The following is a 14,194-nucleotide window of genomic DNA, read 5'->3' as shown; positions in this document are numbered from 1 at the left end:
CCCCCCCCCCCCCCCCCCCCCCCCCCCCCCCCCCCCCCCCCCCCCCCCCCCCCCCCCCCCCCCCCCCCCCCCCCCCCCCCCCCCCCCCCCCCCCTGGGCCCGCGGAACCCCGGGGCGGGGCTCCGCGGGGGGGGGCGGCGGGGGTCAGGACCGGGCGCCGCGCTTGGCCGCGTAGTTGGCGCGACCCTCCGCCGACTTGAGGCGCCAGTCACGGCGGATCTCCGACCGCAGCCGCGCATCCGTCTTGGCCACGATCCGCTGGTTCTCCCTCAGCAGCTTGCGGTAGCTGTCGAGGCGGCGCTCCGCCAGCTCCCCCGAGTCCACCGCGGCCAGCACCGCGCACCCCGGCTCCGCCTCGTGCGCGCAGTCGTGGAAGCGGCAGTGCTCCGCGTACTCCTCGATCTCCGAGAAGACCTGGCCGACGCCGGTCTCGGCGTCCCAGAGCCCGACGCCGCGCAGCCCGGGCGTGTCGATCAGTACGCCGCCGCCCGGCAGGGCGAGCAGGTTGCGGGTCGTGGTGGTGTGGCGGCCCTTGCCGTCGACCTCGCGGGCCTCCTGGACCTCCATGACCTCCGCGCCGAGCAGCGCGTTGGCCAGTGTGGACTTGCCGGCGCCGGAGACGCCGAGCAGCACGCTGGTGCCGCCCGCGACGACGGCGGCGAGGACGTCCGTGCCCTCTCCGGTGACGGAGGAGACGGTCAGTACCTGGACGCCCGGCGCGGTGGACTCGACGTCCTCGACCAGGTGGCCGAGCGTCACCGGGTCCGGGACGAGGTCCGCCTTGGTGAGGACGACCAGCGGCTGCGCCCCCGATTCCCAGGCCAGGGCCAGGAAGCGCTCGATGCGTCCCAGGTCCAGTTCGACGGCGAGGGATACGGCGATGATCGCGTGGTCGACGTTGGCGGCGAGGATCTGCCCCTCCGACCGCTGGGAGGAGGTGGAGCGGACGAAGGCGGTCCGGCGCGGCAGGTACGCCTTCACGTAGCGCGGGTTGCCGACGGTCTCGACGGCGGCCCAGTCACCGGTGCAGATGACCCGCAGCGGGTCGTGCGGGGTGACGAAGGCGGTGTCGGCGCGGACGATGCCGTCGGCGGTCATGACGTCGCACTGACCGCGGTCGACGCGTACGACCCGGCCGGCCACGAGGCCCTGTTCGGCGTACGGGGTGAACTCGGCCGCCCACGCGTCGTCCCAGCCGAAGGGGGCGAGGGCGTGCGAGAGCGAGTCCTGCGCAGAAGAGGTGGAAACGGAGGAGGAAGCGGAGGAAGACGAGAAAGACAAGGGGAACCCTTCACAGGGTGGCCCCGGCCGCGTGCGCTCGCTCGATGGCGGCGCGCGAAGAGGTGTGAGGTCAGCCGGAGACCACAGAAGTGACATTGATGGTCTTCTGAGTGCGGGCAGCGCCCTGCGCAACGACAGTCATCAATGAACTCACCTCCGGGTCATGCACGTTACTGAGGTCCTCCACCGGCTCGGCGGGAACGGACCCACCGTAACAAGATCCCGCCCGGCAAGGCCACTTCTTTTTCACGGCCCGGCCGGGTACGTCGCCTGGGCGCGGCCGACGCCCGCCGCGAGGTCCAGGATCCGGGGAGGAGCCGGCGTCGCGCAGGGCCTCGGGGACCTCGCGGCGGCCGCTGCCGCTCTCGCAGCGGACCCGGAAGCGGGTGGCCGCCGGGCTGACCGGGACCGGGATGCTGCTGCGCCGGGGCGATCCGCGGGTGTCGCCGGTCGCGGCGGCGACGGCCGCGCTGCGCGTGATGGACGCCTGGTTCGACGTCACGACCTCGGCCGGGACCGGCGGACAGGGCATGGCGCTGCTGCTGGCAGCGGGCGCGGAACTGCCGTTGGCGCTGGCGTGCGCGATGGTGGCCGCCCGCCGCAGGGGCTGACGCCGCACCGGTTGGCTGCGCCGCGGGTTGGCTGCGCCGCCGGTTGGCTGCGCCGCTCGGGCGGGGTACGGGGGCTGGCTGCGCCGGGGCCGGATCGGAGGGGGCCGGTTGGGCCGGGGTCGGGCGCGCGCCGGGGCGTCTCCTCGGGCGCCGAACGTGTCGGGGGGTCGGAGGGCCGAGGCACCTTGTGTTCGGCGCCCTGCGGGGATCACCCCGACACACACCCGACCCCGGCCCAACCGGCCGGTTCGATCCCAGCCCGCCGCACCATTCAGTCTCTCCGGCGTTTGAGTGGGGGTCCCCCCGGACGAAGTCTGGGGGAGGGTCCGGGCGGAGTCCGGCGGGGTGCGGGGCGGAGCCCCGGTATCTGCCCCGGCCGCACGCCACGCGGCCCGTGAGGCGCCGTACCTTCCGCGTCGGCCACAGCTCGGCGAGCTCGACGCGGCGGTCCCGCAGGGCGTGGGCCGGTACGCCGAGCAGCGCGGGCGCGGTGCCGGGCGCCGGCCGGGTTCCGGCGAAGGCTCCGCCCGGGACCTCCCCGGCGGGATGCGGCCCGGTGTCGGGCCCGGCCACCAGCAGCCGCCCCTCGGCCCACAGCAGGTCCATCCGGCCGTTGCCCCGCGCCCGCCACAGCTCTCGCGCCGGTCAGTGTTTGCGCAGCCGCGAGGAATAGTCCTCCGGCGGCAGGAATTTCGACCACCGCTCCGGGAACTCCGACGGCATCCCGCCGTCCTCGTCGTCCTCCGACTCGCCCTCGGCCAGTGCCCGCCAGGCCGCGGCCCGCGCGATCAGCTGCGCGGCCTCCAGCTCCCGGGCCCGCTCGTTGGCCTCGCGGGCCGCCGCCGTGGCCACGGACGGCCAGACCCGGTCGATGGCGGCGTTCACGGCCGCGCCGACCAGCACCGCGAAGGCCGAGATGCCGATCCACAGCAGTACCGCCACCGGCGCCGCCAGCGATCCGTAGATCGTCGGCCCCTCCACGGTGTTGGTGAGGTAGATGCGCAGCAGGAACGAGCCCAGGACCCACATGGCGAGGGCCACCAGCGCCCCCGGCACGTCCTCGATCCACGGCGAACGCACCGGTACGGACACGTGGTACAGCGTCGTCAGGAAGACGATGGACAGCAGGGTGACGGTCGGCCAGTACAGCACCGCGATCACGCTCGTGCCCCAGGGGACCAGCTCGATCACGGCGTCCGGCCCCACCACCATCAGCGGCAGCACGATCGCGCCGATCACCAGCGCGATGATGTAGAGCACGAAGGCCAGCAGCCGGGTCTTGACGATGCCGCGCTGCCCGTCGAGCCCGTACATCACGGTGATGGTGTCGATGAAGACGTTCACCGCGCGGGAGCCCGACCACAGGGCGAAGGCGAAGCCGAGCGAGATCAGGTCGGGGCGGCCGCGTCCCGTCACGTCGTCGAGCATCGGTTTGGCGATGTCGTTGACGCCGCGGTCGGACAGCACCGTGCCGACCGCGCCCAGGATGTTCTCCTCGATGCTGGCCACCGTGGTCTTGCCGGTCCAGCCGTCCACGTAGCCGAGCAGGCCCAGCAGGCCGAGGAAAAGCGGGGGCAGCGACAGCAGCGTGAAGAACGCCGCCTCGGCCGCCAGACCGAGGATGCGGTACTCGATGCACGAGTTGACGGTGTCCTTCAGCAGCAGCCAGCCCATCTTCCGCTTCGAGACGTTGCGGTAGAGGGCGCGGGCCCGGTGGAGCCGTCCTGGGGGTCCCGGGATCCGCTCGGGTGTTTCTTTTGCTGGCTGCACGTCCTTACGGTATCCGCATGGCAGCCACCACCCACACAGTCAGCAACCAGGCCCCGCCTCTGGTGGGCTACGACGTCTACGGCGGCGATCGGGCCCTCACCGAGGGCGTCGAGCGTCACCTCGCATCCGCGGCGCCCGAACTCCTCGGCGAGGTACGGGAGGAGCTCACCGCCCTCGGGCGCGCGGCAGGGTCCTCACAGGCCCAGGAATGGGGTGTGCAGGCGAACGAGAACCCGCCGAAACTGCGGACGCACGACCGGTACGGGAACCGGATCGACGAGGTGGAGTTCCACCCGGCCTGGCACCGGCTGCTCGGGCACGCCGTGGCCTCCGGGCTCACCGACGCCTGGGGGCGTCCGGCCGGGCATCTGCGCCGCGCCGCCGGGTTCTTCCTGTGGTCGCAGGCCGAGGCGGGGCACGGCTGCCCGGTCTCGATGACGCACGCCGCCGTACCGGCGCTGCGGGCCGATCCGGCGCTCGCCGCCGAATGGGAGCCGCGGCTGACCTCGCACGTGTACGAGGAGGGCCTGCGGCCGGCCGCGCAGAAGGCCGGTGTGCTCTTCGGCATGGGGATGACGGAGAAGCAGGGCGGCAGCGACGTACGGGCCAACACGACGGCCGCGACGCCGCTGGGCACGTCCGGCGAGTACCTGCTGACCGGGCACAAGTGGTTCTGTTCGGCGCCGATGTGCGACGGGTTCCTGGTGCTGGCGCAGGCTCCGGGAGGGCTGACGTGCTTCCTGGTGCCGCGGGTGCTGCCGGACGGCACGCGCAACGTCTTCGCGATCCAGCGGCTGAAGGACAAGCTGGGCAACAAGTCGAACGCGTCGAGCGAGGTGGAGTTCGACGGGACCTGGGCGCGGCGGGTGGGCGAGGAGGGCCGGGGGGTGCGGACCATCATCGAGATGGTCGCGGCGACCCGGCTGGACTGCGTCATCGGCTCGGCCTCGCTGATGCGGCAGGCGCTGACGCAGGCCGCGCACCATGCGGAGCACCGCTCTGCTTTCGGAGCACCGCTCATCGACCAGCCGCTGATGCGCAACGTGCTCGCCGACCTGGCGCTGGAGTCGGAAGCCGCCACCACGCTGACCCTGCGCCTGGCGGCCGCCTACGACGCCGGGACCGAGCAGGAGAAGGCCTTCCTGCGCCTCGCCGTGCCCGCCGCCAAATACTGGGTGACCAAGCGCTGTACGCCGATGGTCGCGGAGGCCCTGGAATGTCTGGGCGGCAACGGCTACGTCGAGGAGTCCGGGCTGCCGAGACTGCTGCGCGAATCCCCGCTGAACTCCATCTGGGAGGGCTCGGGCAACGTGCAGGCGCTGGACGTACTGCGCGCCCTCCAGCGCGAGCCGCAGGCGCTGAACGCCTTCCTCCAGGAGGTCGGCCAGGCCCGGGGCGCGGACCACCGGCTGGATTCGGCCATCAAGGACCTGCTGACGGAGCTCGCCGACCTGGAGGGCATCGAGGCGCGGGCCCGCCGCGTGGTGGAGCGCATGGCGCTGGTCCTGCAGGGATCGCTGCTGGTGCGCTGGGCTCCGCCGGAGGTCGCGGACGCGTTCTGCGCCTCCCGGCTGGGCGGCGACTGGGGCACGGCCTTCGGCACGCTGCCGCACAGCCTCGACCTCGGCGCGGTGGTGGAACGGGCGCGGATCACGGGCTAGGGAGGAGCCCCCGTCGGGTTCCCCTGCGGTCCCCAAACCGCTCCGAGCCTGGATCCGGGCCCGTCGACCGGTACAGAGGTGGCGCCGCGCCGACTCGGCACCACCTCTGATCCGAAGCCCCGAGGAGGAGCTGTCACGCCGCTCGGCGGCGTCCGGACAGTTTCGGTCGGGTGACCGGGACTTGGCGAGGGTTGCATACCGTTGCAACCTTTGAGTCGGCAGCCGCCCGCCGGGGTGGCGGGGTCGCGGAACCCGCACACCCGCCCGGGCGGCTCGCGTCGTACGTCCTGTTTCGCACGGGGAGGTTCCGGTGGCCGACACCACAGGCAGCACGGTCGATGTGGCACGCATCTCGGCCATGGACGCGCGGGCGGCGGCGCGTCTGCTCAAGGGGGTACGGGCGGCCGCGCTGGCCGGGGACCGCCCTCCGGCCGCGCCGAGACCGGAGATCGCGGAGTCCTGGCGGCGGATGCTGGCCGGCGGGGTGCACCCGGACCGGGACGCGCGCTCGCGGATGCTGTCGGCCGCCGAGACCGAGGAGCGGCGGCACGGGTCGCCGCTGCGGGAGGTCCTCCCCGTACTGCGGGAGGGGCTGCTGCCCGCGCTGGACGAGGCCCTGCACATCATGGTCGTCGCGGACGCGGACGGGCGGCTGCTGTGGCGGGAGGGCCACTCCTCCATCCTGCGCAAGGCGGACCGGCTCGGCTTCTCGGTGGGCGCCGACTGGGACGAGGCCGTGGTCGGCACGAACGGCGTGGGCACCGCGCTCGTGGCCCGGCGGCCGGTGCAGGTGTTCTCGGCGGAGCACTTCGTCTCCAGCCATCACGACTGGACCTGCGCGGGGGCGCCCGTACGGGACCCGCGCGACGGGCGGCTGCTGGGCGTGGTCGACGTCAGCGGGCCGCTGGCCACGATGCACCCGGCGACGCTGGCGTGGGTGACCTCGGTGGCCCGGCTCGCCGAGCGGGAGCTGCGGATCCGGCACCTGGAGTCGCTGGAGCGGCTGCGGACGGTGGCGGCCCCGCTGCTGGCCCGGCTGCCGGGGCGGGCGCTGGCCGTGGACCCGGACGGCTGGCCGGCGGCGGTGACGGGGCTGGCCCCCACGGACCGGATCCCGCTGCCGAAAGCCTTCGGGCCGGGGCGGGTGTGGCTGCCGCGGCTCGGCGACTGCGTGGTGGAGCCGCTGCCCGGCGGCTGGCTGCTGCGGGTCGCGCAGGAGCGTACGGGCACGGCGGCGACGCGGATCGTCGTGGACCTCAGCCGGGCGGGATGCTGGTCGGCGACGGTGTACGGGTCCTCCGGGAGCTGGTCGCAGGAGCTGAGCCCGCGCCACGCGGAGCTGTTGTTCCTGCTGGCGGACAGCCCGCGGGGGCGCTCGGCGGCGGAGCTGTCCGCGGAGCTGTTCGGGGACCCGACGCGGACGGTGACGGTGCGCGCGGAGCTGTCGCGCGTACGCCGCCACCTGGCGGGCGTGCTGACCCACCGGCCGTACCGCTTCGCGGAGGACGTGGAGGTGGAGCTGATCCGCCCCGAGGACCCGGCGGCGCTGCTCCCGCACTCCACCGCCCCCGCGGTGATCAGGGCCCGCCTCGGGCGCAGGGGGCCCGGCGTGGTTCCCTGAAGGGCATGAGCACCATCACCCTCACCACCTGGTCCCTGGAAATGACCTCCGCCTCGGACCTCGTCCCGGCGGCCGTACCGGGCCCCGGGATCACGATCTCGCGGGCGGAGGTCCCCTCCCCGGAGTTCAGCCGCTTCCTCTACGCCTCGGTGGGCGGCGACATCCACTGGACGGACCGGCTGTCGCTGACCCGCGCGCAGTGGGTGGAGCAGCTGGGCCGGCCGGGGGTGGAGACGTGGGTGGCGTACGACCGCGGCACGCCGGCGGGGTACGTGGAGCTCGACCCGCAGGACGACGGTGTGGTCGAGATCATGTACTTCGGCCTCCTCCCGGACTTCCGCGGCCGCCGCATCGGCGGGCACCTGCTGTCGGTGGGCATCGCCCGGGCGTGGTCCCTCGCGGAGCGCTGGCCGGACCGCGAGCCGACCCGCCGGGTGTGGGTGCACACGTGCAGCCAGGACGGCCCGACGGCGATGAGCAACTACCAGCGGCGCGGCTTCAAGGTCTTCAGGACGGAGACGGAGGAGAAGGAAGACACCCCGACCCCGGGCCCCTGGCCGGGAGCGTAGGCCCTGCCGGGTCCGGGGGCGTCACTTGCCCTGCCGGACCGAGACGCGCAGGTTCTCGTCCCGGTCGCGCTCGACGAACAGGGCGGCGCCACGAGGCCGTAGGCCGTTCCGTCGTCCCGTACCGACCGCACGGCGGTCGCCTTGGTGTTGCCGTCGCCCTTCAGGCAGACGCCGCCGTGATGGCGGTGGGCCCCGCAGGTCCGCTGGTCGACCTGGCCGGCGGGTTCGGCGTCCCGGGCCGCTGGTTCAGCGACTCGGTGCGGCCCGACGCGGTGCCCTCGAAGGCAGGGCCCCACACGGGCTGGAACGGGCGGGTGTACGGCGAGGCCGACAAGGACGAGAAGGCCGCCCCGGAACGTAGACGTCCGGATGCCCGGCGGGAGGGCCCCCGAGGTGACGCAGAGCACAGCATCTCGCCATACGAGACAGAACTGTCCGAATCATGGACAGTAGTGGACTCCTCCAAGACACGCATGCCACGCTTCCCCCTATGAATGGAGCTGGAATTGCCTTGGTGAGTCGGCGGCACGTCGACCTCGGCCGCATGTCCAGCGCCATCTGTCCGGCGCGCTGACGGAACCAGCAACCGCCGCACATCGCCGCAATCCCGGCATTTTCGCCGCGGAAGCGTCGATCATCGCAGTCCCCTGAAGGCCGAAAACCGCCCTGCCCGCCGGCCACCCCGGCACGGTGCGGCTGATCGGCCACACCCGCTCAGCGGCGTCGACACGACAGGGGCCCGCCGCCCCGCCTCCCCTGCTCCCTGCCTCGAGCCGCCGAAGAAGGACGTACCGCCATGGCCGCCACCCCCGAAACGCCCGCAGCCGCGCCCGCAGCCGCCGCGCGCCGCAAGACCGGCCGTCACCGCGGCGAGGGCCAGTGGGCCGTCGGACACCACACGCCCCTCAACGGCAACGAGCAGTTCAAGAAGGACGACGACGGTCTCAACGTGCGGACACGCATTGAGACGATCTACTCCAAGCGCGGCTTCGACTCGATCGACCCCAACGACCTGCGCGGCCGCATGCGCTGGTGGGGCCTCTACACCCAGCGCAAGCCCGGGATCGACGGCGGCAAGACCGCGATCCTGGAGCCGGAGGAGCTGGACGACGAGTACTTCATGCTGCGCGTCCGCATCGACGGCGGCCGGCTGACCACCGAGCAGCTCCGCGTCATCGGCGAGATCTCCCAGGAGTTCGCGCGCGGCACCGCCGACCTCACCGACCGCCAGAACGTGCAGTACCACTGGATCCGGATCGAGGACGTCCCGGAGATCTGGCGCCGCCTGGAGGCCGTCGGCCTGTCCACCACCGAGGCATGCGGTGACACGCCCCGCGTCATCCTCGGTTCGCCCGTCGCCGGCATCGCCCAGGACGAGATCATCGACGGCACCCCCGCCATCGACGAGATCTACCGCCGGATCGTGGGCAACAAGGACTTCTCCAACCTGCCCCGCAAGTTCAAGTCCGCGGTCTCCGGCTCGCCGCTGCTCGACGTGGCGCACGAGATCAACGACATCGCCTTCGTCGGCGTGAACCACCCCGAGCACGGTCCGGGCTTCGACGTCTGGGTCGGCGGCGGTCTCTCCACCAACCCCAAGCTGGGCGTGCGTCTGGGCACCTGGGTCTCCCTCGACGAGGTCCCGGACGTCTACGAGGGCGTCATCTCGATCTTCCGCGACTACGGCTACCGCCGGCTGCGCACCCGCGCCCGCCTGAAGTTCCTCGTCGCCGACTGGGGTCCGGCCAAGTTCCGCCAGGTCCTGGAGGACGAGTACCTGAAGCGCAAGCTGACCGACGGCCCCGCCCCCGAGCAGCCGACCGGCCAGTGGCGCGACCACGTGGGCGTCCACCAGCAGCAGGACGGCAAGTTCTACGTCGGCTTCGCGCCCCGCGTCGGCCGTGTGGACGGCGCCACCCTGACCAAGATCGCGGACGTCGCCGAGCAGCACGGCTCCGGCCGCCTGCGCACCACCGCCGAGCAGAAGATGATCGTGCTCGACGTCGAGGCCGACCAGGTCGACTCGGTGGTCGAGGCGCTGGAGTCGCTGGACCTGCGGGTCAAGCCGTCCCCGTTCCGCCGCGGCACGATGGCCTGCACCGGCATCGAGTTCTGCAAGCTGGCCATCGTCGAGACCAAGGCGCGCGGCGCCTCGCTGATCGACGAGCTGGAGCGTCGTCTGCCGGACTTCGCCGAGCCGCTCACGATCAACATCAACGGTTGCCCGAACGCCTGCGCCCGTATCCAGGTGGCGGACATCGGTCTCAAGGGCCAGCTGGTCCTGGACGACGATGGCAACCAGGTGGAGGGCTACCAGGTCCACCTGGGCGGCGCCCTCGGCCTGGAGGCCGGCTTCGGCCGCAAGGTCCGCGGCCTCAAGGTCACCTCGGCCGGTCTGCCCGACTACGTCGAGCGGGTCGTCAAGAGCTACGAGGAGCAGCGCGAGGACGGCGAGCGCTTCGCGGCGTGGGTCGCCCGCGCGGACGAGAAGAGCCTCTCGTGAGCGAGCGCGCCGCACCGTTCTACTGCCCGTACTGCGGCGACGAGGACCTGTTTCCCCACGAGACGGGCCACGGCGCGTGGGAATGCAGGGCCTGCAACCGAGCCTTCCAGCTGAAGTACCTCGGGCTGCTGTCCCGCGGTATCCGGTCCGATTCAGCTGGAGGGGACGAGATATGACCACCACTCAAGACGCGAGTCTCAAGGCCGTGGAGCTCAAGGCGCTGGCCGAGCAGGCCGGCCGGGACCTGGAGGACGCCTCCGCGCTGGACATCCTGCGCTGGGCGGCCGAGACCTTCGGCGGGAAGTTCGCCGTGACCTCCTCCATGGAGGACGCGGTCGTCGCCCACCTGGCCTCGCGCGTCTTCCCCGGCGTGGACGTGGTCTTCCTCGACACGGGCTACCACTTCGAGGAGACCATCGGCACCCGTGACGCGGTCGACGCCGTGATGGACGTCAACGTCATCACGCTCACCCCGCGCCAGACGGTGGCCGAGCAGGACGCCCAGTACGGCCCGAAGCTGCACGACCGCGACCCCGACCTGTGCTGCGCGCTGCGCAAGGTCAAGCCGCTGGAAGAGGGCCTGACCGCGTACGAGGCGTGGGCGACGGGCCTGCGCCGCGACGAGTCCCCGACCCGGGCGAACACCCCGGTGGTCGGCTGGGACGAGAAGCGGCAGAAGGTCAAGGTCTCGCCGATCGCCCGCTGGACCCAGGACGACGTGGACGCGTACGTCGCCGAGCACGGCGTGCTCACCAACCCGCTGCTGATGGACGGATACGCCTCCGTCGGCTGCGCCCCGTGCACCCGCCGCGTGGCGGAGGGCGAGGACGCACGGGCCGGCCGGTGGGCCGGGCTGGGCAAGACCGAGTGCGGACTGCACGGCTGATGACGACCGAACGTACGGAACTTACGGAGACGAAGCAGATGAGCGTGAGCGACCAGGGCGCCACCGTGTGGCTGACCGGGCTGCCGAGCGCGGGCAAGACCACCATCGCCTACGCGCTGGCCGAGCGGCTGCGCGCCGAGGGCCACCGCGCGGAGGTCCTCGACGGTGACGAGATCCGTGAGTTCCTCTCCGCCGGACTCGGCTTCAGCCGCGAGGACCGGCACACCAACGTGCAGCGGATCGGTTTCGTCGCCGAACTCCTCGCGTCCAACGGCGTGAAGGCGCTCGTCCCGGTGATCGCGCCGTTCGCGGACAGCCGTGAGGCCGTCCGCAAGCGGCACGCCGCCGAGGGCACCTCGTACCTGGAGGTCCACGTGGCCACCCCGGTCGAGGTGTGCTCCGAGCGTGACGTCAAGGGCCTGTACGCCAAGCAGGCGGCGGGCGAGATCTCCGGTCTGACCGGGGTCGACGACCCGTACGAGGCACCGGAGTCCCCGGACCTCCGTATCGAGTCGCACACGCAGACCGTGCAGGAGTCGGCCTCGGCCCTGCACGCGCTGCTCACCGAGAGGGGTCTGGCATGACCACGGCCGCACACCTGCACACCGATTCCGGCTCCGACGCCCCGTACGCGCTGTCGCACCTCGACGCGCTGGAGTCCGAGGCGGTGCACATCTTCCGCGAGGTGGCGGGCGAGTTCGAGAAGCCGGTGATCCTGTTCTCCGGCGGCAAGGACTCCATCGTCATGCTGCACCTGGCGCTGAAGGCGTTCGCGCCGGCGCCGGTCCCCTTCACGCTGCTGCACGTCGACACGGGCCACAACTTCTCCGAGGTGCTGGAGTACCGCGACCGCACGGTCGAGAAGCACGGACTGCGCCTGCACGTGGCGTCCGTCCAGGACTACATCGACGCGGGCAAGCTGCGCGAGCGTCCGGACGGCACCCGCAACCCGCTGCAGACCGTGCCGCTGACCGAGGCGATCCAGAGCCTCAAGTTCGACGCCGTCTTCGGCGGCGGCCGCCGCGACGAGGAGAAGGCCCGCGCCAAGGAGCGGGTGTTCAGCCTCCGCGACGAGTTCTCCCAGTGGGACCCGCGCCGCCAGCGCCCCGAGCTGTGGCAGCTCTACAACGGCCGCCACGCGCCCGGCGAGCACGTGCGCGTCTTCCCGCTCTCCAACTGGACCGAGCTGGACGTCTGGCAGTACATCGCCCGCGAGGGCATCGAGCTGCCGGAGATCTACTTCGCCCACGAGCGCGAGGTGTTCCTGCGCAACGGCATGTGGCTGACGGCCGGCGAGTGGGGCGGCGCCAAGGAGGGCGAGGTCCCCGAGACCCGCCTGATCCGCTACCGCACCGTCGGTGACATGTCCTGCACCGGCGCCGTCGACTCCGACGCCACCACGCTCGACGCCGTGATCGCCGAGATCGCCGTTTCCCGCCTCACCGAGCGGGGCGCGACCCGCGCCGACGACAAGATGTCCGAGGCCGCGATGGAAGACCGCAAGCGCGAAGGGTACTTCTAGACATGACCAGCACCACCGATCAGGTCGCCGGGCTCGACGACCTCGCAGCGACCACCCTGCTGCGCTTCGCGACCGCCGGTTCCGTCGACGACGGCAAGTCCACCCTGGTGGGCCGGCTGCTGCACGACTCCAAGTCGGTCCTGACCGACCAGATGGAGGCCGTCGAGGCCGTCTCCGCCCAGCGCGGCCAGGAGGCCCCCGACCTCGCGCTGCTCACCGACGGCCTGCGGGCCGAGCGGGAGCAGGGCATCACCATCGACGTCGCGTACCGCTACTTCGCCACCGCGCGCCGCCGGTTCATCCTCGCGGACACCCCGGGGCACGTGCAGTACACCCGGAACATGGTCACCGGCGCCTCCACCGCCGACCTGGCCGTGGTCCTCGTCGACGCCCGCAACGGCGTGATCGAGCAGACCCGCCGGCACGCGGCCGTGGCCGCGCTGCTGCGCGTCCCGCACGTGGTGCTGGCCGTCAACAAGATGGACCTGGTGGGCTACGAGGAGTCGGTCTTCGCCTCGATCGCCGAGGAGTTCACCGCGTACGCCTCGGACCTCGGCGTCCCGGAGATCACCGCGATCCCGATCTCGGCCCTGGCCGGCGACAACGTCGTGGAGCCCTCCGCCAACATGGACTGGTACGGCGGCCCGACGGTGCTGGAGCACCTGGAGACCGTCCCGGTCAGCCACGACCTCACCGCCTGCCCGGCGCGTTTCCCGGTGCAGTACGTGATCCGCCCGCAGTCCGCGGAGCACCCCGACTACCGCGGCTACGCGGGCCAGATCGCCTCCGGCGTGCTGCGCGTCGGCGAGGCCGTGACCGTGCTGCCCTCGGGCCGTACGAGCACGATCGTGGGCATCGACGCGCTGGGCGAGAGCGTCGACATCGCCTGGGCCCCGCAGTCGGTGACGCTGCGTCTGGCGGACGACATCGACATCTCGCGCGGCGACCTGATCGCGCCGTCCGCGAACGCCCCGGCCACCACGCAGGACGTCGAGGCGACGGTCTGCCACGTGGCCGACCAGCCCCTCTCCGTCGGTGCCCGGGTGCTGATCAAGCACACGACGCGCACGGTCAAGGCGATCGTCAAGGAGATCCCCTCGCGGCTGACCCTGGACGACCTGTCCCAGCACCCGAACCCCGGGCAGCTCGTGGCCAACGACATCGGCCGCGTGGTCGTCCGTACCGCCGAGCCGCTCGCGCTCGACGCGTACGCCGACTCGCGCCGCACCGGGTCCTTCCTGCTGATCGACCCGGCCGACGGCACCACCCTGGCGGCGGGCATGGCCGGCGAGTCCTTCGCCTCCAAGGCCGAGACCACCGTGCAGGCGGACGAGGAAGGGTGGGACTTCTAGATCATGCCCGCCGACATCTACTCCACCTTCGCCAAGGAGGGCGGCCGCGTAGGCAGCGGCCGCCTCGGCAGCGGCCAGGGAGGGGTGGCGCGATGTGCGCGATGACCGGATTGCCGCCGGCATCACGCCTACGCGCCCACACCCCCCACGCGCCGTACCTGCCCCCGCTCCACAGACGAAGACGTGCGTCATGAGATGACCGCGTCACGAGAGGAAGTCCTCCCGTGCCTGCCACCGCCAGCACCCGTACCACCCGCACCACCCTGCGCCGCGGCGTCGTCGCCGCCGCCGCGCTGCCGCTGCTGATCGGCGCGCTCGCCTCGTGCGGCTACGGCTCGGAGGCCAAGAAGGACGAGGGCGGCAAGGCCGACGTCTCGGCCACCGACGGCGCGAAGCTGTCGGCCTCCGAGGTGCGGAT

Annotated in this window: 13 protein-coding genes and 1 pseudogene; 12 read left to right on the top strand and 2 right to left on the bottom strand. The window is 72.5% G+C overall.

Annotated features, from left to right (window positions below; all coding sequences use genetic code 11):
* Positions 1 to 144: 144 nt before the first annotated feature.
* Entirely contained in the window at positions 145 to 1,281 is a 1,137-nt protein-coding gene (gene rsgA, locus ACZ4VT_RS36775; protein ID WP_467955710.1) for a ribosome small subunit-dependent GTPase A, read from the bottom strand.
* Between the two features lie 386 nt (positions 1,282 to 1,667).
* Here rsgA and ACZ4VT_RS36770 point away from each other — a divergent pair, with 386 nt between their 5' ends.
* Positions 1,668 to 1,892, top strand: coding sequence for a hypothetical protein (locus ACZ4VT_RS36770; protein ID WP_467955709.1), 225 nt, complete (start codon positions 1,668 to 1,670; stop codon positions 1,890 to 1,892).
* Positions 1,893 to 2,537: 645 nt separating this feature from the next.
* Here ACZ4VT_RS36770 and ACZ4VT_RS36765 read toward each other — a convergent pair.
* Positions 2,538 to 3,662 (bottom strand): YihY/virulence factor BrkB family protein, encoded by a 1,125-nt coding sequence (locus ACZ4VT_RS36765; protein ID WP_467955708.1) that lies wholly within the window; start codon positions 3,660 to 3,662, stop codon positions 2,538 to 2,540.
* 17 nt (positions 3,663 to 3,679) lie between these two features.
* Between ACZ4VT_RS36765 and ACZ4VT_RS36760 the strand changes: the two genes are divergently transcribed.
* The 11 genes and pseudogenes from ACZ4VT_RS36760 to ACZ4VT_RS36710 form a co-directional block, all read left to right on the top strand.
* Positions 3,680 to 5,323, top strand: a complete 1,644-nt coding sequence (locus tag ACZ4VT_RS36760) for an acyl-CoA dehydrogenase family protein (RefSeq protein ID WP_467955707.1) — start codon at positions 3,680 to 3,682, stop codon at positions 5,321 to 5,323.
* Between the two features lie 358 nt (positions 5,324 to 5,681).
* Positions 5,682 to 6,944: a GAF domain-containing protein gene (locus ACZ4VT_RS36755; protein WP_467955711.1), complete on the top strand. Its 1,263-nt coding sequence runs from the start codon at positions 5,682 to 5,684 to the stop codon at positions 6,942 to 6,944.
* Between the two features lie 5 nt (positions 6,945 to 6,949).
* Entirely contained in the window at positions 6,950 to 7,513 is a 564-nt protein-coding gene (locus ACZ4VT_RS36750; RefSeq protein ID WP_467955706.1) for a GNAT family N-acetyltransferase, read from the top strand.
* 442 nt (positions 7,514 to 7,955) lie between these two features.
* Entirely contained in the window at positions 7,956 to 8,087 is a 132-nt protein-coding gene (locus ACZ4VT_RS36745; protein ID WP_390173574.1) for a putative leader peptide, read from the top strand.
* Between the two features lie 222 nt (positions 8,088 to 8,309).
* Positions 8,310 to 10,016 carry a nitrite/sulfite reductase gene (locus tag ACZ4VT_RS36740; protein WP_467955705.1) on the top strand — a complete coding sequence of 569 codons (1,707 nt, stop codon included), beginning with the start codon at positions 8,310 to 8,312 and terminating at the stop codon, positions 10,014 to 10,016.
* Complete coding sequence (locus ACZ4VT_RS36735; protein WP_351301360.1) at positions 10,013 to 10,192, top strand: hypothetical protein; 180 nt, start codon at positions 10,013 to 10,015, stop codon at positions 10,190 to 10,192. Before ACZ4VT_RS36740 ends, ACZ4VT_RS36735 begins: the two co-directional genes overlap by 4 nt.
* A complete protein-coding gene (locus ACZ4VT_RS36730; RefSeq protein ID WP_467955704.1) occupies positions 10,189 to 10,902 on the top strand; it encodes a phosphoadenylyl-sulfate reductase in 714 nt (237 codons plus the stop codon). Before ACZ4VT_RS36735 ends, ACZ4VT_RS36730 begins: the two co-directional genes overlap by 4 nt.
* A gap of 38 nt (positions 10,903 to 10,940) precedes the next feature.
* Positions 10,941 to 11,486, top strand: a complete 546-nt coding sequence (gene cysC, locus ACZ4VT_RS36725) for an adenylyl-sulfate kinase (protein WP_030715642.1) — start codon at positions 10,941 to 10,943, stop codon at positions 11,484 to 11,486.
* On the top strand, positions 11,483 to 12,424 hold the full coding sequence (gene cysD, locus ACZ4VT_RS36720; RefSeq protein ID WP_467955703.1) for a sulfate adenylyltransferase subunit CysD: 942 nt from the start codon (positions 11,483 to 11,485) through the stop codon (positions 12,422 to 12,424). The genes cysC and cysD overlap by 4 nt, the downstream gene beginning before the upstream one ends.
* A gap of 2 nt (positions 12,425 to 12,426) precedes the next feature.
* A complete protein-coding gene (locus tag ACZ4VT_RS36715) occupies positions 12,427 to 13,776 on the top strand; it encodes a sulfate adenylyltransferase subunit 1 (protein ID WP_467955702.1) in 1,350 nt (449 codons plus the stop codon).
* A 224-nt stretch (positions 13,777 to 14,000) separates the two neighbouring features.
* Positions 14,001 to 14,194 (top strand): annotated as a pseudogene (locus ACZ4VT_RS36710) (sulfate ABC transporter substrate-binding protein); the annotation flags it as partial.

The organism is Streptomyces sp. NPDC029164 (assembly GCF_055563995.1).
Note: the sequence above shows the minus strand (reverse complement) of the source record. Positions and strands in the feature narration are given on the sequence as shown.

Excerpts from the sequence above, each read along its gene's own strand:
- ACZ4VT_RS36760 (WP_467955707.1), top strand. The coding sequence starts at position 3,680 with ATGGCAGCCACCACCCACACAGTCAGCAACCAGGCCCCGCCTCTGGTG.
- ACZ4VT_RS36755 (WP_467955711.1), top strand. The coding sequence starts at position 5,682 with ATGGACGCGCGGGCGGCGGCGCGTCTGCTCAAGGGGGTACGGGCGGCC.
- ACZ4VT_RS36750 (WP_467955706.1), top strand. The coding sequence starts at position 6,950 with ATGAGCACCATCACCCTCACCACCTGGTCCCTGGAAATGACCTCCGCC.
- ACZ4VT_RS36745 (WP_390173574.1), top strand. The coding sequence starts at position 7,956 with ATGGACAGTAGTGGACTCCTCCAAGACACGCATGCCACGCTTCCCCCT.
- ACZ4VT_RS36740 (WP_467955705.1), top strand. The coding sequence starts at position 8,310 with ATGGCCGCCACCCCCGAAACGCCCGCAGCCGCGCCCGCAGCCGCCGCG.
- ACZ4VT_RS36730 (WP_467955704.1), top strand. The coding sequence starts at position 10,189 with ATGACCACCACTCAAGACGCGAGTCTCAAGGCCGTGGAGCTCAAGGCG.
- cysC (WP_030715642.1), top strand. The coding sequence starts at position 10,941 with ATGAGCGTGAGCGACCAGGGCGCCACCGTGTGGCTGACCGGGCTGCCG.
- cysD (WP_467955703.1), top strand. The coding sequence starts at position 11,483 with ATGACCACGGCCGCACACCTGCACACCGATTCCGGCTCCGACGCCCCG.
- ACZ4VT_RS36715 (WP_467955702.1), top strand. The coding sequence starts at position 12,427 with ATGACCAGCACCACCGATCAGGTCGCCGGGCTCGACGACCTCGCAGCG.